The organism is Fibrisoma limi BUZ 3 (assembly GCF_000296815.2).
GTDB classification, from domain to species: domain Bacteria; phylum Bacteroidota; class Bacteroidia; order Cytophagales; family Spirosomataceae; genus Fibrisoma; species Fibrisoma limi.
In genome coordinates, this window is sequence record NZ_CAIT01000009.1 from 278,783 (window position 1) to 304,403 (window position 25,621).

Here is a 25,621-nt window from a genome sequence, read left to right on the forward strand (position 1 = left end):
TATGACAGCACAATATCTACTCGAATCCTTATTATCTTTTCAAAACACGTATCGGGTTGTGATGCGGCATTTCAACGATGACGTTCGGAACGCCCGGCTCCTCGAACCGGTGCTGGGTTTGACCAACAACAGCATCCGCCAGCGATACAATAAGCCCCAGCTCTGGCGGATCAGCGAAATTCGTCGGCTGGCCGTTCACTACAGCCTGTCAGAAACGGCCTGCGTTCGGGTTCAGGAAACACTGCCCCAGCTCCAGCCGTATCTCCAGCAGCTACCCGGCCGACAACGACGTCGCCTGGAGCGGCTCAGCCAGCTATCCAACCGAAAGTTAACCAACCGGATGGCCACCGACTGGCTGATCGCCGACGTTAACGAGCTGATCACCGGTTTAACCAACTGGCTGGCCGATCAGCCTGCGTAGCCGATACGTCTAATCAATCAACCGAAACAAACGGTTCCAGCGGACCTTGTGCCAGATGTCGGCCGGAACGGGATCAATCGACATCCAGACAAAAACGGCCTTCCCAACGATGTGATCCTCGGGTACAAAGCCCCAGTAGCGCGAATCTTCGGAGTTATGGCGGTTATCGCCAAGCATGAAGTAGTAGTCCTGCTGAAAGGTGTAAGTCATAACCGGCTGGCCGTTAATCTGGAGGCTGGTTGCAGTCAGCACTACGTTTTTGTTGCCTTCGTAGCGTTGGATAATGGGGCCGTAAACCGCCAGCGTCTGCCTGTTGATCGGGATCGTAACGCCTTTTTCAGGAATAAGCAAAGGACCGAAATTGTCCCGATTCCAGGCATTTGCCGAGCCGCCGTAAATCCCCGGTTCCGCCTGACCGGCTGGTGCCGTCATGGGGTCGATCCCCTTCACCCAGTCAAAGGTTTTAAACTGAGCAATCACCTCGGCGGACGTATTGACCCGGTAACCAACCAGCACGGGTGCTTTTGTCTTGTTATCAATGGTTTCGAGCGGTTGCCAGTTGATAAACGGCCCTTCCGGCGACTTAAAATCGTTGACGATATCGTATTTTCGAAAAAACCGGTCGTCGAGCACTTCGGTCGTTTTGACGAAGTAGGACGACTGCTGCCGGCGAGCTACCGGAAACGCTTTGTTGTTGACAAACACCTGCTCGTTCCGAATCACTACCGTATCGCCGGGTATGCCTACACACCGCTTCACGTAGTATGTTTTCAGATCAGTCGGATAGTCGGGTTCGCCCGGCAGTTGGGGTGGATAGTTGAACACCACTACGTCGCCGTTCTTCACGTGCGAAAAACCCGGAAACCGGTACATCGGCAACTGAATGGCCGAACTGAACGACGGCAGGTCCGTTCCCCAGAGCTTCTGGTGCGTCAGCGGCACCTGGAGGGGCGTTTTAGGTGTACGAGGGCCGTAGTGCAGCTTACTCACGAATAGAAAATCGCCAACCATCAGGCTGCTTTCCATCGAAGGGGTTGGAATGGCGAACGCTTCGACGGTCATCCAACGGATGAGTGTTGCAGCCACAACAGCAAACAGGATGGAGTCCGCCCACTCGCGGAGGGGGGATTTTTTGGGTGCAGGCGCTTGTGGAGCCGCCTTCTTTTGGATGCCAAACATAGGTAGCAGATTGAACGTCAAATGGTATCGGTCGGCTTTAGCACAGCGACAACTGAAATCTACGTCCAATTCCTACTCTGAAAAATGCATATTACACGAATGGCCGTATACCCGTTCATCCGGCTGGGCATCGTGGTTACAGTACTTGCCCAATGCCGAACAACACAACAAACAACAGGGTTGTGAGGGCGAGCTGTCCCAAACGGGGGTTGAGTTCGGCCGGCCGTTGGTGCGTGGCTACCGCCCGACCGTTCAGCACAAATAGCGGGAACGCAAGCAGGTAGAGATAACTTACCCATCCCTGTCCCGTCAGTAGGGAGTACAACAGAGCACAGAGCATACCGGCGATGAGCAACGCCCAGTGGTAGCGGATGGCCCGATGCAGGCCCAGACGTGCCGGAATGGAACGCTTACCCGTCATCGTATCGGTTTCAATGTCGCGGATATTATTGATATTCAGCACGCCGGTTGCGAACAACCCAACGCTCGTGGCCGGCAGGAGCAAGGCCGTATTAAACGACAAGGTGTGCAGAAAATACGTCCCCAGCACACCCAGCCAGCCGAAGAAGATTAGAACGGCAATATCGCCGAATCCAGCGTAGCCATAGGGCCGTTTGCCGTTGGTGTAGCCAATGGCAGCCGCGATGCTTAACAAACCCAGAATCAGAAACGTCCCAAATACCTCCTTCCCGGCTTCCTGAAAGGCGACAACCAACAGCCAGATACCCGTAATCAGCGATAGCACCGACGTAATGATGATACCCCGCAGCATGGCTTCCTTTGTGATCAGCCCGGTAGCCACGGCCCGTCGGGGTCCCACGCGCTGGTCGGTATCCTTACCCGAAACGGCATCGCCGTAGTCGTTGGCGAAATTGGAGAGAACTTGCAGAAAAATGGTAGTCAGGGCCGCCAGCACCGCAACCGACACCTTCAGTTGTCCATCGGCAGCGGCCAGAAAACTACCCAGAATAATACTGGCCAATGCCAGTGGTAACGTACGCGGACGGGCCGCAGCAACCCAGGGGTTCATGTAAAGAGTGAAAGAGCGAATGAGTGAAAGAGCGAATCAGACCGCAGTTGCGGCCGGTCCCGAAGCGGAGTAAGAGAGTAATGCGCTCAGCACGCCCTTCACTCTTTCATTCGTTCGCTCTTTCACTCTTTAAATCAAATTCCTACTGCTTTTTTAAACTCCGCATCGTCCGGCTTCACGCCTGATGCAAAGAAATGAGTCAACTGGCCTTGCTCGTTGATTACGTATTTGCAGAAATTCCAGGTCGGTGCTTTGTCGTTCCAGCCGTTCAGGGACTTAGACGACAACCACTTATACAGCGGTGCCTGCTCTTTGCCGGTTACAACCACCTTCTCAAACATCGGGAACGTTACACCGTAATTCTTCTGGCAAAATGTAGCAATCTCTTCGTTGCTGCCTGGTTCCTGGCTGGCGAAATCATTGGCCGGAAAACCCAGCACGACGATCTTGCTACCATGTTCCTTGTAGAATTTCTCCCAGTCGCCATACTGAGGTGTGTAGCCGCATTTTGACGCTACGTTCAGAACCACAACTTTTTTGCCCTTGAAACCACTCAGCGATACCGACTTCCCGTCGATTGATTTCACCGTGAAGTCATAGAGCGTTTTTGCGGGTGCCGGCGGGGTGGTAGGCGCAACAGCAACTTCCTTCTTGTCGCTGAAGATTCCTTTAACAAGCGTTGATAGAGACATAAATCCAGAAGTAATAAGAAGAAGCCCAAAGGCCGAAAGTGTAAGTACTGTCGTTTTTCTCATAAAAAGCAAGGCGATAACATGGTCATGTTATCGCCTTAACGGGTTGTACCGGGAAATAGTTTGCGCCTTTGGGGTTCTTCCGCCGACTTATTGAACAGCGTCCCGGATGTATACCTTGACCCCACCAACCCGGGGCGCAATCAGGTTGTAAATAGCACCGAACAAAGCGCCAAATATCATCCCGAAAAACCCGTAGAGAATCGGCATCAAAATAATCATCACAATGCCGCCACCCATCATCATTCCCATACCCGACCGGTTAACCATGGAGCCAAATAGGGAACCAAACAGAAAAACTAATAAAGCGAAAAACAGCCCGAGCACCGCCAGGATGGCGCCGTATACCAGCGCAACGGACGCTATGTCCACTTTTGTGATTTCTCGTTTCATCTGGAAAAGGTTTATAGATGCTGACCTGAATATAAGACCTTTACCAAACAAATACGTGAACAACGTTACATTTTCTCGGGCACGTCGATGCCGAGCAACTGCATGGCTTTGCGGATCGTTTCGGCCACCATTGCCGATACGGTAACCCGTAGCTGCGTCTTTACCGGGTCCGGCTCCGACAGAATCGAAACCTCGGCGTAAAACTGGTTGTAGGCCTTGGCCAGTTCATACGCATACTGCCCAAGGTACGACGGCGCGTAGTCGTTGGCCGCTTCGGCAATGCGCTGCGGAAACTGACTCAGCAGGTACACCAGTTGCTGTTCGGTGGGGTGCAGATCAACAGTCGCTACGTTGCCGGCGGGTTTCAGGCCGGTTTGTTCGGCCTTCCGCAGCACCGACCGGATGCGGGCGTGGGTATACTGGATGAACGGCCCCGTATTGCCCTGGAAGTCTACGGATTCTTCGGGATTGAACAGCATCCGTTTTTTCGGGTCAACCTTCAGCAGGAAGTATTTCAACGCACCCATGCCCAGCATGTGGTAGAGTCGCTGCGCTTCAGTCGAATCAAAATCCTCGATCTTGCCCAGATCACGGGTACGTTGTTCGGCGGTGTCATACATCTCCTGAATCAGGTCGTCGGCATCCACCACGGTACCCTCGCGGGACTTCATTTTACCGCTGGGCAGATCAACCATGCCATACGACAGGTGATACAGGCCGTTGGCGTACGGACGACCTAACCGGCGCAGGATGGCAAACAGTACGGCAAAATGGTAATCCTGCTCGTTGCCAACCACCCAGATCTGGCGGTCGTTGTGAAAATCTTCGTATTTCAGGTCGGTCGTGCCGAGGTCCTGCGTCATATAGACCGACGTACCATCCGAACGCAAGACCAGTTTCTGGTCGAGGCCTTCTTCGGTCAGGTTGATCCAGACGGAGCTATCGTCCTTCCGGTAGAAAACGCCTTTCTGCAACCCCTCTTCCACAACCTCCTTACCCAATACGTAGGTGTTGGATTCGTAATACGTCTTGTCGAAGCTGACGCCGATCTTTTGATATGTCTGATCGAAACCGGCGTACACCCATTCGTTCAGTTGCCGCCAGAGGGCCACCGTTTCGGGGTCTCCCTGCTCCCACTTCCTGAGCATTTCCTGTACCTCCAGCATCAGCGGGGCTTTCTTTTCGGCTTCCTCCTTAGGCATACCCTGTGCCACCAGCTCGTCGATCTGAGCTTTGTAGGCTTTATCAAACAGGACGTAGTATTTACCAATCAGGTGGTCGCCTTTTATTCCGCTCGACTCGGGCGTTTCGCGATGACCCGACGCATCGGCACTGAACAGTTGATACGCCCGCATCGACTTACAGATGTGGATGCCCCGGTCGTTAACGATGCAGGTTTTCACGACGTCGTAGCCGCTCGCTTTCAGGATTCGGCTGACGGCATCGCCCAGGAAGTTGTTGCGCAGGTGACCAAGGTGCAGGGGTTTATTTGTGTTCGGCGACGAAAACTCAACCATCACCGATTGCCCTTTGGCAGGAAGCTGCCCGAAATCCGGCGTACCGGCTATGTCGTTGAGTACGCTGATCCAGACGGCATCAGCAATGCTCAGGTTCAGGAATCCCTGTACGACATTGAACCGGCTCACCACGCTGGTATTTTCCAGCAGGTAGGTACCGATCGCCTGCCCGATCTCAATGGGTGATTTGCGCAGGGCTTTGGTCAGCGGAAACGTGACGAAGGTATAAAGCCCTTCAAATTCCTTTTTGGTGGGTTGCAGCGCCACATCATCGACGGTTGTATCGAACAAGGCGCTGATCGCTTGCTGTATGGCTTGCTTTAATTGTTCCTGTATCTCCATTTTCGGCGGTCCGCCATACGGCGCACCGATCAGTTGTATTCAAAAATCAGTGCAAAAGTAATGATCCTTATGCTGATTATTTCTTTCCACCGGCGGGCGAATTAATTCGCCCGCTACCAGAAGGCTGCAACGTGATTGTCGATTCGGCTACCGACTGCACTTTTTTCTTCGAGAAATACACCGGAAAGTAGCCATTCTGAGCCCAGAGCGGAAACAGGTCGGCGTAGTGAGGGCTGGCCGGATCGCCTGACTGGCCAGGGCTGTTAATACCAACCGTTTTATCCCAGTCCTGCGTATCGACGATAATCCGGAATGAAGCCCCGTGTTCCTGGTTCAGGCTATTGCCGGTATTGTTGACCGTTTCGCCGTAGCCCCCACGGGGCAATGGCCCCAGGTTCATCCTGGCTCGCTGCTCGGGGGTGGCCCGACTGCTCAGGACGTGCGTCAGCGTAATGTGTTTATTGCCGGGCTGCCCATACAGCCAAAGCGAAGGGTCAGCACCGAGACGTTGGGTAAGGGTAACGACGGCTCTTTCGAGCGATTTGATAAGTAGCCCGGCAGGCACCTCACCGTGCGTTATCCAGTCCACTACCCGCTTCATCGGTACGCTCCGCAGGTACGGTCGGGCCACTTCGGGCACTTTGGCAGTGTAGAGCGCCTGCCGCAGTTCGGTTTCCCAGGCCACGTAGATAGCCGCCGAAACAGATTCGGGCCGTAGCTGATAATCCCAGTTCAACAGCCGCTGCCGACTTTGCTCAACCACCGGATCGCCTGCTTTCAGGCTCTTCAGCAACGGCACCAGCGACCGGGCGCTCATCGACAGGTAGTCGGCCTGCAACGCCTTAAAATCATTGATGGAATGCCGGGGCTTTGATTGAATCACTTCTTTGATCCGATCGGCCCGCACCGGATTGGCCCATACCCAACCAACGGCGTTGCGATACGGAAAATCAGCGGGCGTCAGGTTGTTGTTGGCTGTCACGACGAAGCCCTCGGGCGGGTCAATTTTGTGCGGTAGTTGCTGAATGGGCAGGTAGCCGCTCCACTCAAACCGACCATCGCCGGGCACGGGCACCAGACCCGTCCAGTTCTTTCGGATGGGCGATAGGCCGGTTGCCTGCCAGCCGATACTATGCTTACCCGCAGCCGGTCGCCCCGCCCAGATCATGTTTTCGCCCGGTAGACGGCTGTAGGCACACGCCTGCCGAAATTCGGTCCAGCTTCGGGCCTGGTTCATCCGCAGACTGGCCAGATACGGTGCGCAGCCCCGATCCAGCCAACCCGCCCGAACGGCGTAGGCTTTATGATTTTTCGCGTCCTCGAACACGACCGGCCCGTGATGGGTGTACTTCAACGTAGCCGTTACCGGCTTTCGACCGTTGACGGGAATCGTTTCAGTCAGCACCTGCATGGTTTTCCAACTACCTCGATACTTATACTGGTTCGGGTTGGCCGGATTAGTTTCGTAAACATACAGGTCTTCGTTGTCGGTTTCGAAGATGGTCAGTCCCCAGGCCCCGTAGTCGTTATGGCCGATGGATACGCCCGGCAGTGTCGGCTCACCGGCTCCCACTACGTTCCAGCCCGGCGCGTGCAGGTGTACCCAGTACCGCAGCGACGGCACCGACTGCGCCCGGTGAGGATCATTCGCCAGCATTGGGAAACCACTTGCCGACCGCTTACCGCTGATGATCCAGTTGTTGGAACCGACGTACTGCTTTTCGGCATCGAACCAGTCGGCGATTGGCTCCTGTCGGTTCAGGCTGGCTTCTTCTTCCGTAGCGCCCAGCCCCTCATCCGTGGCACTAAATTTCAGCGGCAGCCGAAATGCCTCGTAAATATCCAGAATCGGCTGCATTAGCTCTGCCCCGCTAACATGCAACGTCAGATCGGGTTCGGTGGGTTTGCGGGCCGGATGAAACCATTGCAATTGCCGTAGTTTTTCCGCTCCAATCAGGTGCACCAGCCGACCGTAGTTGAGTTCGTCGCGGACGTTGCCGAGCAACCCCTGATGGCGGCTGATAACGACTTCGGGCGTCCAGTAAGCCGGCTTTGTATTCAGGAGTTTGAACTCAATCGGCAGCTTTTCGGGCGTTTTCAGTATCTCACTGATATAGGCATTGATCCCATCCACAAACGCCTGCACAATCTGTGGGCCGTGCGGATGGTAATGCTTCAGTTCCTGCTCGAGGTTACCTCTGAATTTAAACAGCCGCGTACCGATGTCGCGTTTCACCTCCTTCGGACCGAGTAGTTCGGCCACGGTACCAGTCGCCTGCCGACGCCAGATTTCGAGCTGAAAAAGCCGGTCGGAAGCGGCCGAATAGCCCTGCGCAAAGAACAGGTCGTGCTCGTTCTGGGCATAGATGTGGGCGATTCCCCAACGGTCGCGGATGATTTCGACGGGTTGCTTCAGGCCCTGGATACGTTGGGCAAAGACGGGAGAAACGAAAAACAGGCAGCAAATGAGGAGAAGTCGGGACATAAAAAACGGTTTCCTGCTTAAAGAAACCGTTTTTTTCGTCCCGTGGTTATTTTCGCCCGTTACTTCTTACAGCCCTCCACCGCCTGCCGGAAGCCCTCGCGGAGCTGCATACCGGTGGGGATGTCGTTGGTAAACACCCGAACGCTGTTCACGTAGTTGGACGGATTGCCGTTTTTGAACGCCTTAATCGACTTTTCCTTCGTGCGAGTGGTGAGCTGTACGTATGCTTCGTCGCCGGAGGTATTCAGCTCCACCGCCGACGGATCGATTTCGCCAAGGCTGAACTCAAACTGCTCATCGGTCGCTTTTTTGCCGTCGTTGGTGTTCTGCGTAAACTTAACGGTACAGCCGCCTGCTTTGTCCAACTGCTGAGTGACCGTAGAGCGGCCCGTCTGCACCGCTGCCAGCTTCGACGCGATGAACGTCAGCTTAGCATCGGTACTGCCCGTTAGGATGCCCAGCTTACGGTTCTCCCGGCATTGCAGTATCATTTTTCCCAGTTGGTCGGGCAGATAGCGGATCGTTTCAATGTCTTCCACCTGAATCTCAATCTCGCCTACATAACTCTGTTTCTGGCCATTGCGCCACACTTCAATGTATTTTTGATTAGTGGGCATGGCCAGTTCCAGCGCAAACGTTTTTCCTGATGCGTTGGTTTTGACTCCTTTCTCGTTCAGGTTTGCCCAGTCAAATCGGTATTCGGTCGTTTTGCCGGCCTCCGTAACGGTCAGCACCGTCTGGCAGCCGGGTTTGAGCGATTGCTCAACGCCCCCAACGGCTTTGGTAGCCGCCACAACGCGCTGCTGCGTATCGTCCGACGAGCGGTAGACAGGTGCCATTTCCTTTTGTTTCTGCTGGGCCAGCGGCAACAGTTTCTGCATCACCAGCGCCCCCTCACGTGCTTTTTCCAGGTCGGCAAAATAGAACCGGACGGAACGCTCGTTGCTGGGTTTACCCGCTTCGGCGTGGCGGATGTAGTTCAGGCGGTTTCGGGTAGCGGCCTCAATAAACACCCATTTGCCAGTCACGCCAAGTTTCACTTCGCCCGGATCGAGGTCGCCGAGGTTAACGTCCGTTACCTCTTCCGTCGTTTTTTTGCTGGCGGTAAGCTGCTGCGTTACCCGGATTTTTACCGGATTTACTCCGTCGGGCAGTGCCACCGTTTGCCGGTAGCTTTCGTCGCCACTGGTCGCATCCGCTACGTTCTTGCGGAGCCAGTCGGTCAGGGTGGTCAACGAACTGCCAACATTCAGGCGACTTTCGAGCAGTTTCCGGGCGGCCGTTGGGGTCTGGCGCAGGGCCTCGGTCAGGGCGCGGGCGTTGTCGACGTTTTCGGCGTACAGGGTAAGCGTATTGTCGTAGCGAAGTTGCCCGTTCTCCGTAACCCGCACAAAATCATTGTTGTTGACGATCTTAAGCGAAATCACCATCAGGTCTTTTTTGGGGGCATACTTCACCGAGCCCGGATCAATGTCGGCCAGGTTCAGTTCGTAGACGTAATCCGTTTTCTTGCCTTTCTTATCAGCTTCGGACACGTCGATCTTCGCCAGATACGGCTGTGCTCCGTTGGATTTGAGTTGCTGCGTAAACTCCTTGTCTGACGATTTGACGGGTTTCAACTGAGCGGCAACCACCCGCAGTGAACCGCTCAAATCGGGATTAGCCTGCCCGTAAGCGATCATACCGGTAGCCAGAAAAATAAGCAGCGAAGCGAAGTAATACGTTTTCATAGATGTGCGGGACCTTGCGATTATGAAGGTGCTAATCAACGGAATAAACCAGGCCACGCAGAACACATTAGCTGGCAGACGGCAATTTTACGGGTTCAATTGACAGTTCTCGGTCTTCAATTGATGGCCTCCGCGAGTATCTTCTGCGGTTAACGGCTGCCGCTAGTCTGCAAACCGTCCATCCGAAACTTGTCCCAAAACTGCATTTCGAGCACCCGGTTACCGCCGACAGCCAGTTTCTGCGTAACATTGTGCTCCGTTTCTTGCGTATGAAAATTCTGTACGATCACCAGGCCTTCACGGGGGCGCGGTATGGAGGTGTGGCCCGGTATTTTTATGACCTGATTGTATCGCTCAGACAACGAGGAGTTGACGCGCGGCTGTCGGTTCGGTTTTCCAACAACGTTTACCTGTTGAACAGCAATCAGTTCCGGACGTATTCCTACCGTTACTTTCTGGGTTACATGCCGACGAGTATGCTGTTCTCGCAGGTTAACCGGCTGCTTAGTTCGGCGCAGGTGATGCAGCACGACTACGATGTGTTTCACCCGACGTTCTTCCACCCATATTTTCTGAAGTTCATCGGCCAGAAACCGTTTGTGCTGACGTACCACGATCTGATTAAGGAACGGCTGGGCGACGCCTACGGACACCTCGACAACGCCAATAAAGACCTGAAGCAGACGCTGCTCGACCGGTCGGCGCGGGTCATTGCGGTATCGGAAAACACAAAAAAAGACCTGGTCGATCTGTTCCGCATCGACCCGGACAAAATAACGGTGGTTCACCACGCGACCCACTTCCGCACGCTGAACGTACCGGCTGCGTTTCAGGTACAGACACCCGATACGTACCTGCTCTACGTCGGGAATCGCGGCACGTATAAAAATTTTATGCCGTTTCTGAAAGCCATTGCTCCTTCCCTGAAAAGCCATCCGCATGTGCAACTGATCTGCGCCGGGGGCGGCCCTTTCGATGCAACCGAACAGCAGCTAATTACTGAGCTTGGCCTGAACGGACGGGTGATCTTTCACGACATCGACGACTTTGTGCTGTACCGGCTCTACGAAAAAGCTCTGGCGTTTGTGTACCCGTCGCTGTACGAAGGATTCGGTATTCCGATTCTGGAGGCTTTTGCTACGGGTTGCCCGGTCGCGTTGAGCAATACGTCCTGCTTTCCAGAGGTGGCGCAGGACGCGGCCCTGTACTTCGATCCGGCGTCGGAAACGTCGATGCGGCAGGCCATCGAGCAACTCATTCAGAACGACGCACTCCGGGCGTCATTACGCCAGAAGGGCTACGTTCGGCAAGAGGCTTTCTCGCCCGAGAAGGTAACGACCCAGACCCTTCAGGTTTACCAACAAGTAGTTTAGCCAGTTACTGTGAGGAGAATTCTGCTGTTTGATTCCGTTATCGATGGGCACCACGCCGACTACCTGACCCACCTGATCAACTACTGGCTGCATCACCAGCCGGATGGGGAGTTGCTGGTTGTTACGCAGGCGTCGTTTGAGTCAACCGTTCACCAACTGCTCGGCGGTAACCCGGCCGCGGACCGTGTTCGGTTCATACCTATTCCGGCCCAGGCCATCGCACACACCCACCAGGCCTCCCCCCTCAACCGATCATTCCGGGAGTGGAAACTGGCTCTTTCCTACGCGGCTGAGTATCGTCCGACGCATCTTCTGCTCATGTACGTCGATATTTTCCAGTTGAGCATGTGGCTCGGTCAGAAAGCCCCCTGTGCCGTATCGGGCATCTACTTCCGGCCGGATTTCCACTACGCCGTACGGGGCGGGTTGAAGGCCCGGCTGAACGTACTGCGTAAAAAGCTGACCTTGCGGGGTGTCCTGTTCCGGGGTGTCCTGAGCAACCTGTTCTGCCTGGATCATTCGGCGGTTCCGGCCCTGACGCAGATGAGCCCCGGCGTGAACGTATTGCCCCTACCCGATCCGGTGAAATCGTACGACATCTCGCCTGCCGAACTGGATGAGTTACGGGCGGAGTTACAACTTGATCCCAGCCGGAAAACCTTGTTGCTTTTCGGCCACCTCGATGACCGGAAGGGCATTGAACCACTGCTCGAAGCACTCAGGCTCGTAAAGCCAACCGTTCGGCAAGCCTTGTCCGTACTTCTTGTGGGCTCGATCAAACCTGATTTTCGGCAACTGATTGAACAAAAAATAGCCGACGTACCCTCCGACGTTCAGATTATCCCTGTATTCAAGGAAATACGTGGCCGACGCATCCAGACGTATTTCGAACTCTCCGACTACGCGCTGGCGCTCTACCAGCGGCACGTCGGTATGGCTTCGGTCATTATTCGGGCGGCCGTATCGCGCAAACCACTGCTCTCGTCGGATTATGGCTACATGGGTCACCTGGTGCAGACCGAACAGCTTGGCCTCGTGGCAGATTCGACTTCCCCAGCGGCCATCGCCAGTATGCTTGAACAGGTGATCGACGGGAACGTTTCCTATTCCGAAGCTAATCTGCAAAAGCTGGCCGACCAGAATTCAGACGTAGCGTTCGCGGAAACGATCCTGAGCCGGTTGTAGTAGTGGGGTAGTGGTTTGTGGTTTGTAGTTGGTTGACACCGGAGGAACTACAAACCAAAAACTATAGTCCCTCAATTGAAAACACATCCATCGTTGTTTTGCGGAAGTTGCGGACACGGGCAAATACGCCGGTTCCGTTGCTGGAGCCTTTGGTGTCGGTATTACCCTCAATCGTTTCGACGGTATCGTCGTCTACCCGCGTGATGACGCCCGTATGAAACCAGTCGTCTACTCCCTGGAACCGTAACAGGAATACATCCCCGGGTTTGATGCGCGACGGATCGCGACGGATCACAGCGTTTTCGGTCAGGCGACCGTTTTGCCGGCCACTCAGGGCCAGTACGTCGCAGCTAAGTGTCTTCGGCATAATGGCTGTAAACTGCCTCCCCTGCCCGGCCGCTACCTGATCGAGTACGGTCTGCACGAACCCCATGCACCACTTAAACGGCGACCCATCCATACCGTCGCAGTAGCTGCGTACCCAGGGACCAAGATTCTGCGCACTGCTGGACTGGAGTTCGGTCGCCCGCTGTTTCAGGTGCCGTTGCGCTATCTGAATAACTGTCTGGCGGATGTTGTCGACAGGGGCCACTTTCTGAAAAGCGGTAGCCAGCGGATGGCTGAGCTCGTCGAACAGATTGGGCGTTACCACGCCGGTCGGAGTCCGTCCGACGGCTTCCTCAAAATTACGTACCGCCCGCTCCGTAGCTGGTCCAAATTGCCCGTCGACGTTTGTGGCTACGGAGGCTTCGGGAAATCGGAGTGCGCTGAGCGACAACCACTCCTGAACGCGTCTGACATCGTTGCCCTGACTGTTGCGCTGCAGTGGAGCGCTTAGAGAGAGTTCGTCCTGAAAAGCTTTTTTCAACATGGCGAGAGGAAGTTTTACCCAAATGGGGTATCAAAGGTACAGCCATCTCTCCTAAGTTGATAGTACTCCACGACCGTTAACGAAAAGGCCGACTTCCCGAAGTCGGCCTTTTCGTTAACGGTCGAAATGCGTTTAAAGTCGTGTCCCAGCGCTTGAACTAATCATCGTCGTCGTCATCGGCTTCCTCGCCCACGACCAGGAACGCCCCGCGTCGGGGAGCAGGCATTACGGAATGCTCTCCCTTCACCGCTTTCCAGATCACTTCGTTGAACTTCAGATCGTCCAGCTTGTCGGCATACCGCAGGTCAAATTTCTCGGATTCGCGGGCCGGGCCGTTCATGGCTGTGTTCTTTGCTTCCAGATCCTGCTGAGCCGGGCGATGGGTGTAGGACGTCAGGTTCGGTGTATTGGTGAAGCAGGCAAACAGGGGCGTAGCAGCCGCGTCGTACTGGCTCATCGGCGGTAACCCCAGAATCAACTCCATCGTCCGGAGCATACCAGATGTTGAATACATGGTGTGCTCAACGTGCTTCCGCTTGGTGTACGGGCTGATCACCAGGGCCGGCGACCGGTGCGCATCGACGTGGTCGGGGCCGTTCTGGGCGTCGTCTTCCAGAATGAACACGGCCGATTCTTTCCAGATCGGGCTTTTTGATAAGTGTTCAACGAACATACCCACGGCCAGGTCATTGTCGGCTACGTGTGCAGCGGGGGTTGGCGCACCGATCCGGGCACCGCTGGTATGGTCGTTGCCGAGCCGCAACGTATTGAACCGGGGCACGGCGTTGGCCACCACCAGCGAGTCGAACTCTTTCTTCCAGAGCGTCACCCGCATCGTATCCATCACCTTCAGATCGTAGTCGGGATAAGTCGGGCAGAAATGACCCACAAGGGCGTTCTTTTTCTGTTTGGAATACGCTTCAAATTCGCCGTAGCTCCGGTACGTAACACCGGCCCGCTGGCAATAATCCCAGATGAAGCCTTTCTTGGGAAACGCCACCGGACGGCTACCCTCGTAGTCGTAAGTACCGCCCCGGCCACCGTAGCTCGTCGGCCAGGTTTTTTCGACGTAGTCGGTCGCATAGGCCGCCATCGACCAGTTATGCCCGTCGGCACTTACTTCCGCATCGACATAGAAGTTATCCAGCAGCACAAACTCGCGGGCCAGTGCGTGGTGGTTCGGCGTTACCTTCTCGGGGAACAGGCACAGCGACGAATCACCGTTTCCTTCCGGCATATCGCCAAATACCTGATCGTAGGTCCGGTTTTCCTTGATGATGTAAAACACGTACTTGATCGGCGACGTATCGCCCATTTTGCGCGGGATTGGGTTATTGGCTTCACCGGCCGCCAGTTTTTCCTTTTCTTTTGAGTACGGCGTGTTCTGGTACACCAGCTTCGACATAGCCGTCAGTTCTGCGGGTTTCGGCAGCGTGAACATCGATAACGTTCCTTTGAACAGCCCGGCAATGTATTCCGTACCCGCTTCCCGGCGCTTATAGGGATTAGGGCCGTTCGGATTAGCCTGCGACGAAAATCCTTTTCCGTTAGCCACAAGCACTTTGTTACCGACGACCTTCACCGATGTAGGATACCAGCCTACCGGAATGAAACCGAGCGACCGGCTGCGGCCCGGCTTCGATACGTCGAACGCAGCCACGCAGTTGTTATCAGCATTGGCCACCAGCAGCGTTTTCTGGTCTGTTGACAAAGCGAGACCATTCGGGGTACTACCAGCCGGCGCATCGGGATACAGGGAGGTGTTGAACGTTTCCAGCACCCTGCGCGACTTCACCTCTACCAGCGATACGGAGTTGTCGTTGGCATTGGCCACGAACAGGTACTGCCCGTTGCGCGAAAACGTCATATCGTTGGGGTGGCTGCCGGTCGCGATTTCGCCGGTCAGTTTCTGTTGCTTCGGATCGTAGATAATTACTTTTTCAGCGCCCCAGACGGAAATAAACAACTCGTCGGACACCGGCGACCGCAGACAGGTAAATGCTTCGGCGGGGAGTTTGATTTTGTTCTTTACCTGCTTCGACGCAATGTCGCAGACGTAGAGCGAACTGTCGTCTTTGGTAACGGCGTAGAGCGTCCTGCCGGCCTTGTCCACTTCTACACCCGCCACCGAGATCCGGTTGGGCCAGGGTTTACCCAGTTCGATTGAATCGGTTTTGGTCAACTGATTATTCGATACGTCGTAGATCAGAATTCGGTTGTCGTTCCCACCCGATGCAAACAACCGCTTGCCGTCCGGGCTGAACCGGATACCTACCCATGACTTTGCGATAACGGCTTCGCTCAGGACCTTTTCGCCGGCTACATCAATCAGTTGAATAGTCTGCGTGCTCTGGCCGTTGTTAGTCACCGCCAGGCGTTTACCGTCGGCCGATACGGTCATATTGAGCGGAAGGTCACCCAGTTGCAACGAACGGCCGTGGGGGGTCAGGCTCCAGCCGTTGGGCAGCATGACCCGTTGCGTTTCCCGGCCCATCTTACCCGGTAGCTGAACCGCCCGATTGCCCGTCTGAGCCGGTTGCGCCCAGACAGTCAGCGACAGCGAGGAAAGTAGTAACGTTGGTAAGTATCTCAGCATCATAAAGTACGTTTATATTCATCAAATGTAAGGGTTCCCCTTTGCTGTCATTATTAAGTTTTTGTGAACGTCGTGCTGTTAAATTATGAATTATAAAATACCAGCAAAAAGGTTTATTTTCAATTATTTTTGAAACTATAAAATTAACTATACATTTGACGCATGGAATTCACGGAGGCTAAGGACAAGTTCATTCAGACCTGGGGTACGCTAGCTACGCAGTGGGGCATTAACCGCTCGATGGCGCAGCTTCACGCCTTGCTGCTGATCTCGCCCGAACCCATGACCACCGAGGACGTGATGGAGCAATTGCAGATCTCGCGGGGCAACGCCAGCATGAACCTCCGCGACCTGATGGACTGGGGGCTTATCTACAAACAACTGAAAGCTGGCGAACGGAAAGAGTTTTACGTGGCCGAGAAAGACATCTGGAAAGTGGCTCGTCAGGTAGCAAAGGAGCGCCGTCGCCGGGAAATTACACCCGTGGTTGAGGTATTGAATGATCTGAAAGCCATCGACGCTACTACGCCGGAAGCTCAGGAGTTCAAGCGCGTTATGGAGGGATTGAGCAGCGTAGTAGGGTTTGCAGACAATACGCTCAACGCCGTTATCAGGGCCGAAGAGAACTGGCTGATGAGCCAGTTTCTGAAGGTATTTCGGTGATATTTTTTTAGCTAAAACTTTCAATTATTTCTGAAAATTTAAAACATACTATAAAACATGGTTACTTCTGCTTTTCAAAACAGTATGTATCAACGGTGGACGCTGCTACCTCTGGCTGCTTTCGTACTGAGCTGGCTTTTCGGTATTGCCTCGATCGTTGTATTCCCTTTGCTTCTGACCACAGCTCAGTACCTAACGCTTCGGAAACATCCGGCAGTTAGCCGGCCTGCTCTTTGGTTCATCACCGCCATTACGACGACATACAGCTGGATAAAATGGGGACCTGTCTCCCGCTTTTCAACCCCTGTCGACATTTCGGAAACCATTATGACACACTATGCTGGGCAGATCGTCAACAGCCTGTGTATCCTGTTCATCGTACCCAATGAGCCTATCGAGACGCTGGTTCGTTGGTTCGGCAGTACGTTACTGGATGCCATTATCTGGCTGGGACTTTATAACCTCCTTCGTCAGGCAGCTCCGGATTTTACCGGAATCAATCATACCACCGGCATCCTGCCCTTTCTTACGTACTTGATAATAAGCCTGCTGGCACATAGCGTCAGCGGTCTTTTACTCCTGGACTACGCAGCAACGGGTCTGGATGAAACACCAGAATAAATTCCCTGTCGCCCCAACTGACTGACTATGCAAATCGAAAAACTATGAAAAAGCTAATCATCTACGATGCCGACTGCCCGATGTGCCGGGCTTACACGAAGGGGTTAGTCGCCATTAACAAGAACCTTGACCGTATTCCCAACAACGCCGTAACAGATGCTTCCATCCTGAATCGTCTGGATCGCCGGCGTGCCCGCCACGAAATTCCGATGGTCGATCTCAATGGCGGTGAAACCCTTTATGGTGTTGATACCTGGCTGTATTTATTGGGTGAGCGCAGTCGTGCCTTAAGCGGCCTGTTGCCGGTACGTTGGTTCCGTCGGCTGCTTGACTTCCTGTATGCGTTTATTTCCTACAATCGCCGGATCATCATTACGGTTAGGCCCGGCCGCTGGTCATTGCTGGATCTGCAACCCGAGTTCAGGCTCAACTACCGGCTGTTATTTATTGCGCTTGTCTTTGGCTTGGTAGCCGAATTACACTATGTCTGTCACGGCGCGTTACCCTGGCTTGCTCCGATCCTGCTCGGGCTACAGATCGGGTTGGTTATCCTCCATCTGTACATTACCAAACATCCTGACTTTTTCGAAACGCTGCTGGACTACGGCGGCCACCTGGGTATGAGTTTGCTCCTGGGCGGGCTTATCCTAACGATTGGCCTAAGCGTTGCCTGGCCCGTACTTATGCCGGTTGGTTACGCCCTGACCATCGGTCAGCACTTCATCCGGAGCTATAACCTGGGCATGAACCCGTGGTTGAGTGTGAGTTTTACGCTAATTTATCTATCCATTACTGGACTATGAAACCCCACAAAATTATCCTGGCAGGTGAAACCGGCTTTCTTGGCCAGGTATTGGTTGACTACTGGAAGGATAGCCCCATTGACATCGTTGTCCTCTCGCGGAAGCCGTACACGAGTCACGACCGCGTTCGGTACGTAACCTGGGATGGCAAATCGATAGGCACCTGGGCTGATGAACTCAATGAAGCCGATGTGCTAATCAACCTGGCTGGCCGAACGGTAGATTGTCGCTACACCGCCAGGAACAAACGCGAGATCATTGAATCACGTACCAAATCAACAGCCATTCTCGGGCAGGCCATCCGACAGACAGCTAACCCACCTCAACTCTGGATCAACCTATCGTCGGCCACCATCTACCGCCATGCCCTAGACCGGCAGATGGACGAGATCACGGGCGAAACCGACAGCCCGCAGGCAGAGTACCGCTTTTCCCAGCAGGTTTGCAAAGAGTGGGAGCAAGCGTTCTGGGAGAGTGATACGCCGGAGGTCCGCAAAGTTGCCTTACGTTCCTCACTGGTTCTGGGTCGTGACGGTGGCGTATTTCCGGTTTTGAAGCGGTTAACGCGGTTTGGTCTGGGCGGGCAACAGGGCCACGGCGATCAGTTTATCAGTTGGCTTCATAAACACGACTTTGCGCGGATCATTGACTTCCTGATCAGGAACGACGCCCTCGACGGTACGTTTAACTGTACCGCCCCCTGCCCCATTCGTAACACAGAATTCATGACATTGCTACGACGGGCATTCGGTACCCCGATTGGGCTACCCGCTACCCGGTGGATGCTGGAGATTGGTGCGTTCTTACTACGTACGGAAACAGAACTGGTTTTGAAAAGCCGTAATGTGATTCCTCGCCGATTACAGGAAGCCGGGTTTCAATTTGCTTATCCAACGGCATCCGAAGCAGTGGCTGCATTAGTAAAATAGCGCTTATTTCTTCAGAAACGCCACTACGGCCTGGGCAAACTCCGGAGTTCGCATCGCTCCGCCGTGATCGCCGGGCACAAGGGCCAACTTCGCGCCCGGAATGGCATCGACCAGCGTCTGCGGGTCACCGTTATCGTGGTCCTTGTCGCCGTTGACGACCAGCACCGGTACGCGAACCTTTCGCAGTTCAGCCATTGTGGTCTGCGGCTGAAACTCCTGCAACCGGGCGAGTACCACCGTATCGGCTCCACTTTTTTTGGCGTAATCAACCGCACTCTGCAACTCAGGATGGCTGCCCGGCCTGGTCAGTGCTTCGTAAAAATTCTTCCGCCGGTACCAGTCGGGTTGCGTAAAGTCGGCGCTCATCCCACCCATAACGGCCCGGCGCACCTGCTTGTCGAGCGTCAGCAACCGGGCGGTCAGGATAGCCCCGCGCGAGTAGCCCACTACGTCGTAGTTGCTTAGCCCGAGGTGTTTCATCAGGGCCATTACGTCCTTCAGCTCCGCATCGTTACGGTAAGCGGCTGCCTCGTGCGGGCGGTCCGAACGGCCATTGCCGCGCAGGTCCAGCGTTACCACCTTGAAACCCGCATCGGCCAGTTGTTGCCGAACGGCCGCCCGCTTCCACGAATCGCCGTTCGTGATGAAACCGTGGAGCAGGACAACTGGCCTGCCCTGACCGATGGTATCGTAGTGGATCTGCGTACCGTCAAACGATGTAAACAACGGAGCGCGGTCGCTCTGGGCGCTGACCAGATAAGCCTGAAAAACAGCAACGAGCAGGATGAGGTGCGATTTCATAATGTAACCAGGATTGGGCCAGTTATAATCAACGGATAAACGCGGCCCGACAACCTTTCTACCCGTATTGGGTTATTACCTGGACAGACAAATCATTACGTCAATGACTTCTCAACAGAAAACCCCAACTATCGTGAACAACGATACCGAACTGATCGGTACGCGGTTGGCTCACATTGACCCCGATAATTTTCGTAACCAGAGCGGAGCCGCCATTGAAGACGACGAGGCAGATGAGCAGAATACTGACGATACACTCGCTGACGAACCAACCGACGAGGATGGCGACCCAACTGGTGAACACGACCATGTTCAGGACGACAACTACTACCTGGGTGGCCATGTAACCCGTTCAGGGAGCGTGTAATCCTGCGGGAATCGCGCCGTAAAACGCACAGGACTTAATCTCACCAATGCACAGGCTTAGGCCTGATATGGTCATTCTATCATGGAAAACCAGACATATAATCCCGCCGAAGACGAAAACCAGGGTGTTTTGTCGAAAATGGCCCAGAGCGAACAAGCCAATGATGGCGTGCCGCAGACAGAATACATGAATCCGATGACAAATCAGGGACCGGAACCGGTGAAAGAAGAAGTCAGCGACCGTGGCGACGGATCGCCCGACCCGGAGGCCAACGGCGTCAATGACGATATGTTGGCGGAAGAGGATGTGGAAAATGGCGACATAGAAGTTGATAATAACGAAGAACTAGTCAGCAACAATCCGTAGAAGGCATGAACAACCTGTCGGCTACGCAATTGGCTCAACTCATCATTCGGCTTGGGCTGGGCATCAACATGCTCATGCACGGCGCGGTTCGTATTCCCAAACTCAACGCCTTTGTCAATAAAATGGCGGGCGGGTTTGCGGATACCATACTGCCCGATGTACTCGCACGGTCATTTCTCTACGTACTCCCGTTTGTCGAACTGACCAGTGGTCTGCTGATCCTGCTTGGCGGTCGATTCAGCAAGTGGGGTTACTTCATCGGCGGTCTGGTGATCGCAGCCTTATTGTTCGGCACCACCCTGAAAGAAGACTGGGGGACTGCCGGCACGCAACTGGTTTACGTTGTCGCCTTTTATCTGGCTTTGCGGGGTCTTGATGTTCCTGACCACCAGCGACGTTGAGGGACTTTCAGGAAAATTTGTTACCTTCATTACAACCGTGCCATTGGGTGCGGGGTCAGAACAGGAAACAAATCCTAGTAACAATGAAGTCGACATTTCTTTTCACGTCCGTGCTGATCAGTAGTTTGTTCATCGCTTCCTGTTCGCAGGAATCTACTGAATTACAGCCCAACCAGCCGGGCGTTCTGTATGAATCGAATTTTCAGCAGAGCAAAGACGGCTGGGAAGCCGATGTGGTGGATTATGGTACTCAGATTGCGGACATCCAGTTCAAATCAGATTGGGTTGGTCTACCCAGTCCGTTGAACACCAACCAGAAATCCATCATGGTTTCCAGCATGAACCGGAGCGACGACCTGTTCATGTACATCCGGAAGAAACTAACCGGTCTCAAACCCAATACGACGTATTCACTCGTTTTTGACGTAGAACTGGCGTCGAAATATGCCGACAACTCGGTTGGTATCGGCGGCTCGCCCGGCGGTAGCGTATACCTAAAAGCCGGTGCTTCGGCCACGGAGCCCAAGAAAGAGCTCAAAAATGATTTTTACGAGATCAGCATTGATAAAGGCAATCAGGCCGAAGGGGGCCGGGATGCTTTTCTGCTGGGCACCATCGGGGCGGGCAACGACGTAAGTGATTACAAGCTGATTACCCGCAGTAACGCCGAAAAACCGTTGCAGGTCCAGACAAACGCCAACGGCGAACTCTGGCTGGTTGTGGGCACAGATTCAGGATTCGAAGGCTTGACTACGCTGTATTACACCAAGGTTAAAGTAACCGCGAAGTAAGCACTGCCCCATCGATTATTGCCTACAGCAAAGGCCATTGCGAATTGCAGTGGCCTTTGTTGTTTGACGCTGGCGCAGAAAGTGTGACGCGCAACCGTAGTTTTCAGAACGCCCTATCGGAACACGTATAGAGATTCAGGCTGTCGAATTAGCCGAAAGTTTCCGATATTTGTCCATTCTGCCAGGAACGTACCTACCCGGCCGATTGTTAATTCCATACGACAGCGCGTTTCTAAACTACGCGTTTACTAACCATGAGCAAAGAAGTCGAACTCTTAGAGAGCATCACTAACGCTGAGTATAAGTATGGGTTTGAGACCCTGATCGAGGCAGACGAGGCTCCGCAGGGCTTGGACGAAGATATTATACGGTTCATCTCCGCCAAGAAGAACGAACCGGAATGGATGCTGGAAAACCGGCTGAAAGCATTCCGGCTGTGGCAGGAAATGACCGAACCTCACTGGCCCAACGTCAAGTACCCTAAAATTGACTACCAGGCCATTAAGTACTATTCGGCTCCGAAGCAGCAGAAGAAGGTTGAGTCACTCGACGACATTGACCCTGAACTGCGCCGGACGTTCGAACGTCTGGGCATTTCCCTGAACGAACAGAAGCGCCTGTCTGGCGTAGCGGTCGATGCCGTAATGGACTCCGTGTCCGTTGCGACGACGTTTAAAAAGGACCTTGCCGAGCGTGGCATTATTTTCTGCTCGATCTCAGAAGCCATTCAGGAGCATCCTGAACTGGTGAAGAAGTACCTCGGCTCGGTCGTACCGGCCAAGGACAACTACTTTGCCGCCCTGAACGCGGCCGTTTTCTCCGACGGATCATTCTGCTACATCCCGAAGGGTGTTCGGTGCCCGATGGAGCTGTCGACGTACTTCCGCATCAATGCGGCCGGTACGGGTCAGTTCGAGCGCACGCTGATCGTCGCCGACGAAGGCAGCTACGTTAGCTACCTCGAAGGCTGTACGGCTCCCCAGCGCGACGAGAACCAGTTGCACGCGGCCGTGGTGGAGTTAATTGCCTTCGCCGACGCGGAAATTAAGTATTCGACCGTGCAGAACTGGTATCCCGGCGACAAAGAAGGTCGGGGCGGTATCTACAACTTCGTGACCAAGCGCGGTATCTGCGACGGCCCGAACTCGAAGATTTCGTGGACGCAGGTTGAAACCGGTTCAGCCATTACATGGAAGTACCCGTCGGTTATCCTGAAGGGCGACAACTCGATTGGCGAATTCTATTCGGTAGCTGTGACAAATAATATGCAGCAGGCCGACACCGGCACCAAGATGGTTCACATTGGCAAGAACACCAAGAGCCGGATTGTATCGAAGGGGATCTCGGCCGGTAAGAGCCAGAACTCATACCGTGGTCTGGTACAGGTGCTGAAGCGGGCCGAAAACGCCCGGAACTTCTCGCAGTGTGACTCGCTGCTGCTGGGCGACAAGTGCGGAGCCCATACGTTCCCGTACATCGAGGTGAACAACCCCACGGCCACCGTTGAGCACGAAGCCACTACGTCGAAAATTGGTGAAGACCAGTTGTTTTACTGCAACCAGCGTGGTATCCCAACCGAGCAGGCCGTAGCCCTTATCATTAACGGGTACGCCAAGGAAGTCCTGAACCAGTTGCCGATGGAGTTCGCCGTTGAAGCCCAGAAGCTGCTGGAGATCAGCCTGGAAGGATCGGTTGGTTAATTGATTATAGTAATCTGGTATATGGAAGCCCCTGCGGAAACGTAGGGGCTTTTTCATGAAAAGTAGTCCTTAAGATAGCTAAAGTTGAATAGTAACGGAAGCGCGTAACCCAACGTCGAATTTATGGTTTGTACTGTGAAGTTCGTAGCTTGGCTGCGACTTATAAGGTCACCAACGTACAAATCACAAGTTTAGCTAATAATGCAATACCGAACCTTTGGCCGCACCGGCTGGCAAGTCAGTGAAATTGGCTACGGCATGTGGGGACTCGCCGACTGGACCGGCTCCGAACGTACCGAAATTGACCAGGCCCTCGACCTCGCCGTTGAACGTGGCTGCAACTTCTTCGACACCGCCTGGGGCTACGGCTCCGGCCTGAGCGAACAGATTCTGGGCGATCTACTCAAACGTAATACGGGTAAGCGGCTTTACGCGGCCACCAAAATTCCACCCATGAATTTTAAGTGGCCGTCGAAGCCGGAATACAAACTGGAGGACGTATTCCCAGCCAGCCACATCATCGAATACACCGAAAAGAGCCTGAAAAACCTACAGGTTGAAACCATCGATCTGATGCAATTCCACGTGTGGGAAGACGCCTGGGCTGACCGCGACGAGTGGAAAGAAGCCGTACAGAAACTGACGCAGGAAGGTAAGGTACAGGCATGGGGCATTTCAGTGAACCGCTGGGAGCCCGACAACTGCCTGAACACATTACGTACCGGTCTGATCGACGCCGTGCAGGTCATTTACAACATTTTCGATCAGAACCCGGAAGATAACCTCTTTCCGCTCTGCCGCGAGCTAAACCTGGGTATTATCGCCCGCGTCCCATTTGATGAAGGTACGCTGACCGGTACGTTTACCAAAGAAACGACCTTCCCGGCCAACGACTGGCGCTCAACGTATTTCGTTCCCGAGAACCTGAACAGCAGCGTCGAACACGCCGACGCGCTGAAGCCGCTGGTACCGCAAGGCATGAATATGCCCGAAATGGCGTTGCGGTTCATCCTCAGCAACCCCGACGTTCATACGACGATTCCGGGTATGCGCAAACTCCGTAACGTAGAGGCCAACAACGCGGTTAGTGATGGGCAGGGTCTTTCGCAGGAATTGCTGGATGAACTCAAAGCCCACCGCTGGGACCGGACACCGACGGAGTGGTCACAGTAGCAGCATCGAGTACTGTTCGTTGTGGAGTGGCTTTGGTATACGCTTCGTCGTAGTCACTCCGCAATGTTCCCATCCACCGATCCCAGCACGTAAAATACAGCCCGAAATTCCCGCCGAAGTGCCTATGGTGCTGGTTGTGAGCCACCGACGTATTGATCCAACGCCCCACGCGAGTCTGATGAAACCGACTTGGCAGAATCTCATAGCCCAGGTGGATATAGACGTCGTGCACAACCGAGAAAATGAAGAACATCACCATGGCTGACCAGTGTATGGGCAGTGTAAACGCAATAATAGGCAGGATGGCCCCTTCCAGAATTGCCTCCAATGGATGAAAGGCATAAGCCGCCCAAGGCGACGGATTGGTTGAACGGTGGTGCACTAAGTGAAACGTCCTGAACAATCGGGGGTGGTGAATTGTCCGGTGCATCCAGTAAAAGTAGGTATCGTGCAGCGCGATCATCCAGACGAACGAAAATAGATAGTATCCCCAGCCATACGTATCTATGCCAAAATAGACGTTGTTGTACGGCAACAGTACCGTTGCATTAAGCGCAGCACTCGCTGTCATGATCAGCATGGCCAGTACAGAATAGCCGATTTCACGCTGATAGTCAGCCGGTTTTGGCAGTTTCTTCTGAATCTTTCGTCCGATCAGTACTTTTTTGAGGATAATGTAGCAGAGCAGATAAGCTAACCCAGCCACTAACAGGTACTTCATAACCAGCCCCCAGCTCGTCATCAACCATTCGTCGAGAAGTAAATCCATAAACGTTACGGGGTGTAGTTTAACCCTTAGAGTGAAACTACATAGGATAATATCGACTTAGGCCTGCAAATTTAGTTTATGGGGTATGTATTGTATAAGTGGTCGCTATTGAAGCGCTTTGTTTATAAACGTGTTTAAAGAGAAGCAGTTACGCCTAAAAATTGGTAGTCATTCTAGATACAGGGTTAGTTAGCTGTATAATTTTGGTTTGTTTTGTGATCAAGCGTTACATTCTTCAGCCATAAAGTCACTATACAGATGAGTTTGGTAAAACCCGTCAGTTTAACGGAGGAGGTCACATGCCATCCAGGCCTACCAGAAAGCTTGTGAAGTACAGCCAAACGACAGCGACATCATCAAAAG

24 protein-coding genes are annotated in these 25,621 nt (G+C 53.9%); 13 read left to right on the forward strand and 11 right to left on the reverse strand.

Annotation, left to right across the window (positions count from 1 at the left end; genetic code table 11):
• Position 1 precedes the first annotated feature (1 nt).
• Positions 2–421, forward strand: coding sequence for a hypothetical protein (locus tag BN8_RS31975; protein WP_144051786.1), 420 nt, complete (start codon positions 2–4; stop codon positions 419–421).
• A 9-nt stretch (positions 422–430) separates the two neighbouring features.
• Here the strand turns inward: BN8_RS31975 and lepB are convergent, their stop codons facing one another.
• From lepB to BN8_RS20690, 7 genes are all read right to left on the reverse strand, one after another.
• Positions 431–1,600, reverse strand: coding sequence for a signal peptidase I (gene lepB, locus BN8_RS20660; RefSeq protein WP_009283881.1), 1,170 nt, complete (start codon positions 1,598–1,600; stop codon positions 431–433).
• A gap of 136 nt (positions 1,601–1,736) precedes the next feature.
• Positions 1,737–2,630, reverse strand: coding sequence for a 1,4-dihydroxy-2-naphthoate polyprenyltransferase (locus tag BN8_RS20665; RefSeq protein WP_009283882.1), 894 nt, complete (start codon positions 2,628–2,630; stop codon positions 1,737–1,739).
• Between the two features lie 134 nt (positions 2,631–2,764).
• Positions 2,765–3,385 (reverse strand): glutathione peroxidase, encoded by a 621-nt coding sequence (locus tag BN8_RS20670; RefSeq protein WP_009283883.1) that lies wholly within the window; start codon positions 3,383–3,385, stop codon positions 2,765–2,767.
• 87 nt (positions 3,386–3,472) lie between these two features.
• Positions 3,473–3,775 carry a hypothetical protein gene (locus BN8_RS20675; RefSeq protein WP_009283884.1) on the reverse strand — a complete coding sequence of 101 codons (303 nt, stop codon included), beginning with the start codon at positions 3,773–3,775 and terminating at the stop codon, positions 3,473–3,475.
• Positions 3,776–3,840: 65 nt separating this feature from the next.
• Positions 3,841–5,634, reverse strand: a complete 1,794-nt coding sequence (argS, locus tag BN8_RS20680) for an arginine--tRNA ligase (RefSeq protein WP_009283885.1) — start codon at positions 5,632–5,634, stop codon at positions 3,841–3,843.
• A 76-nt stretch (positions 5,635–5,710) separates the two neighbouring features.
• Positions 5,711–8,119 carry a penicillin acylase family protein gene (locus tag BN8_RS20685; protein ID WP_009283886.1) on the reverse strand — a complete coding sequence of 803 codons (2,409 nt, stop codon included), beginning with the start codon at positions 8,117–8,119 and terminating at the stop codon, positions 5,711–5,713.
• Positions 8,120–8,178: 59 nt separating this feature from the next.
• Positions 8,179–9,849, reverse strand: a complete 1,671-nt coding sequence (locus BN8_RS20690; RefSeq protein WP_009283887.1) for a hypothetical protein — start codon at positions 9,847–9,849, stop codon at positions 8,179–8,181.
• A 269-nt stretch (positions 9,850–10,118) separates the two neighbouring features.
• On the opposite strand from BN8_RS20690, the gene BN8_RS20695 reads away from it, so the two are divergent.
• Together BN8_RS20695 and BN8_RS20700 are read left to right on the forward strand one after the other, a co-directional pair.
• Positions 10,119–11,222: a glycosyltransferase family 4 protein gene (locus tag BN8_RS20695; RefSeq protein ID WP_009283888.1), complete on the forward strand. Its 1,104-nt coding sequence runs from the start codon at positions 10,119–10,121 to the stop codon at positions 11,220–11,222.
• A gap of 9 nt (positions 11,223–11,231) precedes the next feature.
• Complete coding sequence (locus tag BN8_RS20700) at positions 11,232–12,407, forward strand: glycosyltransferase (RefSeq protein WP_009283889.1); 1,176 nt, start codon at positions 11,232–11,234, stop codon at positions 12,405–12,407.
• Positions 12,408–12,468: 61 nt separating this feature from the next.
• Here the strand turns inward: BN8_RS20700 and BN8_RS20705 are convergent, their stop codons facing one another.
• Both BN8_RS20705 and BN8_RS20710 read right to left on the reverse strand, forming a co-directional pair.
• Positions 12,469–13,278, reverse strand: coding sequence for a peptidoglycan-binding protein (locus BN8_RS20705; protein ID WP_009283890.1), 810 nt, complete (start codon positions 13,276–13,278; stop codon positions 12,469–12,471).
• 157 nt (positions 13,279–13,435) lie between these two features.
• Positions 13,436–15,877: a bifunctional YncE family protein/alkaline phosphatase family protein gene (locus BN8_RS20710; protein ID WP_009283891.1), complete on the reverse strand. Its 2,442-nt coding sequence runs from the start codon at positions 15,875–15,877 to the stop codon at positions 13,436–13,438.
• Positions 15,878–16,036: 159 nt separating this feature from the next.
• Here BN8_RS20710 and BN8_RS20715 point away from each other — a divergent pair, with 159 nt between their 5' ends.
• From BN8_RS20715 to BN8_RS20730, 4 genes are all read left to right on the forward strand, one after another.
• The gene (locus tag BN8_RS20715; protein ID WP_009283892.1) at positions 16,037–16,537 is read left to right on the forward strand and encodes a GbsR/MarR family transcriptional regulator; all 501 of its coding nucleotides are present in this window, start codon (positions 16,037–16,039) and stop codon (positions 16,535–16,537) included.
• Positions 16,538–16,864: 327 nt separating this feature from the next.
• Complete coding sequence (locus tag BN8_RS32980; protein WP_144051787.1) at positions 16,865–17,158, forward strand: hypothetical protein; 294 nt, start codon at positions 16,865–16,867, stop codon at positions 17,156–17,158.
• A gap of 44 nt (positions 17,159–17,202) precedes the next feature.
• Complete coding sequence (locus tag BN8_RS20725) at positions 17,203–17,961, forward strand: thiol-disulfide oxidoreductase DCC family protein (protein WP_009283894.1); 759 nt, start codon at positions 17,203–17,205, stop codon at positions 17,959–17,961.
• Positions 17,958–18,890, forward strand: a complete 933-nt coding sequence (locus BN8_RS20730; RefSeq protein ID WP_009283895.1) for a TIGR01777 family oxidoreductase — start codon at positions 17,958–17,960, stop codon at positions 18,888–18,890. The genes BN8_RS20725 and BN8_RS20730 overlap by 4 nt, the downstream gene beginning before the upstream one ends.
• Before the next feature lie 3 nt (positions 18,891–18,893).
• Here the strand turns inward: BN8_RS20730 and BN8_RS20735 are convergent, their stop codons facing one another.
• Entirely contained in the window at positions 18,894–19,691 is a 798-nt protein-coding gene (locus BN8_RS20735; RefSeq protein WP_009283896.1) for an alpha/beta fold hydrolase, read from the reverse strand.
• 103 nt (positions 19,692–19,794) lie between these two features.
• On the opposite strand from BN8_RS20735, the gene BN8_RS20740 reads away from it, so the two are divergent.
• From BN8_RS20740 to BN8_RS20765, 6 genes are all read left to right on the forward strand, one after another.
• Complete coding sequence (locus tag BN8_RS20740; RefSeq protein ID WP_009283897.1) at positions 19,795–20,058, forward strand: hypothetical protein; 264 nt, start codon at positions 19,795–19,797, stop codon at positions 20,056–20,058.
• An 81-nt stretch (positions 20,059–20,139) separates the two neighbouring features.
• The gene (locus tag BN8_RS20745; protein ID WP_009283898.1) at positions 20,140–20,424 is read left to right on the forward strand and encodes a hypothetical protein; all 285 of its coding nucleotides are present in this window, start codon (positions 20,140–20,142) and stop codon (positions 20,422–20,424) included.
• A 5-nt stretch (positions 20,425–20,429) separates the two neighbouring features.
• Positions 20,430–20,825, forward strand: coding sequence for a hypothetical protein (locus BN8_RS20750; RefSeq protein WP_009283899.1), 396 nt, complete (start codon positions 20,430–20,432; stop codon positions 20,823–20,825).
• An 83-nt stretch (positions 20,826–20,908) separates the two neighbouring features.
• Complete coding sequence (locus BN8_RS20755) at positions 20,909–21,616, forward strand: hypothetical protein (protein WP_009283900.1); 708 nt, start codon at positions 20,909–20,911, stop codon at positions 21,614–21,616.
• Between the two features lie 254 nt (positions 21,617–21,870).
• Positions 21,871–23,316, forward strand: coding sequence for a Fe-S cluster assembly protein SufB (gene sufB, locus BN8_RS20760; protein WP_009283901.1), 1,446 nt, complete (start codon positions 21,871–21,873; stop codon positions 23,314–23,316).
• A 201-nt stretch (positions 23,317–23,517) separates the two neighbouring features.
• Positions 23,518–24,489, forward strand: coding sequence for an aldo/keto reductase (locus BN8_RS20765; RefSeq protein ID WP_009283902.1), 972 nt, complete (start codon positions 23,518–23,520; stop codon positions 24,487–24,489).
• Here BN8_RS20765 and BN8_RS20770 read toward each other — a convergent pair.
• Complete coding sequence (locus BN8_RS20770; RefSeq protein ID WP_009283903.1) at positions 24,443–25,258, reverse strand: sterol desaturase family protein; 816 nt, start codon at positions 25,256–25,258, stop codon at positions 24,443–24,445. The two genes, BN8_RS20765 and BN8_RS20770, sit on opposite strands and share 47 nt — an antisense overlap.
• Positions 25,259–25,621: the final 363 nt, after the last annotated feature.

Coding starts and splice junctions, on each gene's coding strand:
- BN8_RS20675 (WP_009283884.1), bottom strand. CDS start 3,775: ATGAAACGAGAAATCACAAAAGTGGACATAGCGTCCGTTGCGCTGGTA.
- BN8_RS20665 (WP_009283882.1), bottom strand. CDS start 2,630: ATGAACCCCTGGGTTGCTGCGGCCCGTCCGCGTACGTTACCACTGGCA.
- BN8_RS20730 (WP_009283895.1), top strand. CDS start 17,958: ATGAAACCCCACAAAATTATCCTGGCAGGTGAAACCGGCTTTCTTGGC.
- BN8_RS20750 (WP_009283899.1), top strand. CDS start 20,430: ATGAACAACCTGTCGGCTACGCAATTGGCTCAACTCATCATTCGGCTT.
- BN8_RS20695 (WP_009283888.1), top strand. CDS start 10,119: ATGAAAATTCTGTACGATCACCAGGCCTTCACGGGGGCGCGGTATGGA.
- BN8_RS20770 (WP_009283903.1), bottom strand. CDS start 25,258: ATGGATTTACTTCTCGACGAATGGTTGATGACGAGCTGGGGGCTGGTT.
- BN8_RS20670 (WP_009283883.1), bottom strand. CDS start 3,385: ATGAGAAAAACGACAGTACTTACACTTTCGGCCTTTGGGCTTCTTCTT.
- BN8_RS20685 (WP_009283886.1), bottom strand. CDS start 8,119: ATGTCCCGACTTCTCCTCATTTGCTGCCTGTTTTTCGTTTCTCCCGTC.
- BN8_RS20740 (WP_009283897.1), top strand. CDS start 19,795: ATGACTTCTCAACAGAAAACCCCAACTATCGTGAACAACGATACCGAA.
- BN8_RS20715 (WP_009283892.1), top strand. CDS start 16,037: ATGGAATTCACGGAGGCTAAGGACAAGTTCATTCAGACCTGGGGTACG.
- argS (WP_009283885.1), bottom strand. CDS start 5,634: ATGGAGATACAGGAACAATTAAAGCAAGCCATACAGCAAGCGATCAGC.
- BN8_RS20705 (WP_009283890.1), bottom strand. CDS start 13,278: ATGTTGAAAAAAGCTTTTCAGGACGAACTCTCTCTAAGCGCTCCACTG.
- BN8_RS20710 (WP_009283891.1), bottom strand. CDS start 15,877: ATGATGCTGAGATACTTACCAACGTTACTACTTTCCTCGCTGTCGCTG.
- BN8_RS20765 (WP_009283902.1), top strand. CDS start 23,518: ATGCAATACCGAACCTTTGGCCGCACCGGCTGGCAAGTCAGTGAAATT.
- BN8_RS20745 (WP_009283898.1), top strand. CDS start 20,140: ATGGAAAACCAGACATATAATCCCGCCGAAGACGAAAACCAGGGTGTT.
- BN8_RS20690 (WP_009283887.1), bottom strand. CDS start 9,849: ATGAAAACGTATTACTTCGCTTCGCTGCTTATTTTTCTGGCTACCGGT.
- sufB (WP_009283901.1), top strand. CDS start 21,871: ATGAGCAAAGAAGTCGAACTCTTAGAGAGCATCACTAACGCTGAGTAT.
- BN8_RS31975 (WP_144051786.1), top strand. CDS start 2: ATGACAGCACAATATCTACTCGAATCCTTATTATCTTTTCAAAACACG.
- BN8_RS20755 (WP_009283900.1), top strand. CDS start 20,909: ATGAAGTCGACATTTCTTTTCACGTCCGTGCTGATCAGTAGTTTGTTC.
- BN8_RS20725 (WP_009283894.1), top strand. CDS start 17,203: ATGAAAAAGCTAATCATCTACGATGCCGACTGCCCGATGTGCCGGGCT.
- BN8_RS20735 (WP_009283896.1), bottom strand. CDS start 19,691: ATGAAATCGCACCTCATCCTGCTCGTTGCTGTTTTTCAGGCTTATCTG.
- BN8_RS32980 (WP_144051787.1), top strand. CDS start 16,865: ATGACACACTATGCTGGGCAGATCGTCAACAGCCTGTGTATCCTGTTC.
- lepB (WP_009283881.1), bottom strand. CDS start 1,600: ATGTTTGGCATCCAAAAGAAGGCGGCTCCACAAGCGCCTGCACCCAAA.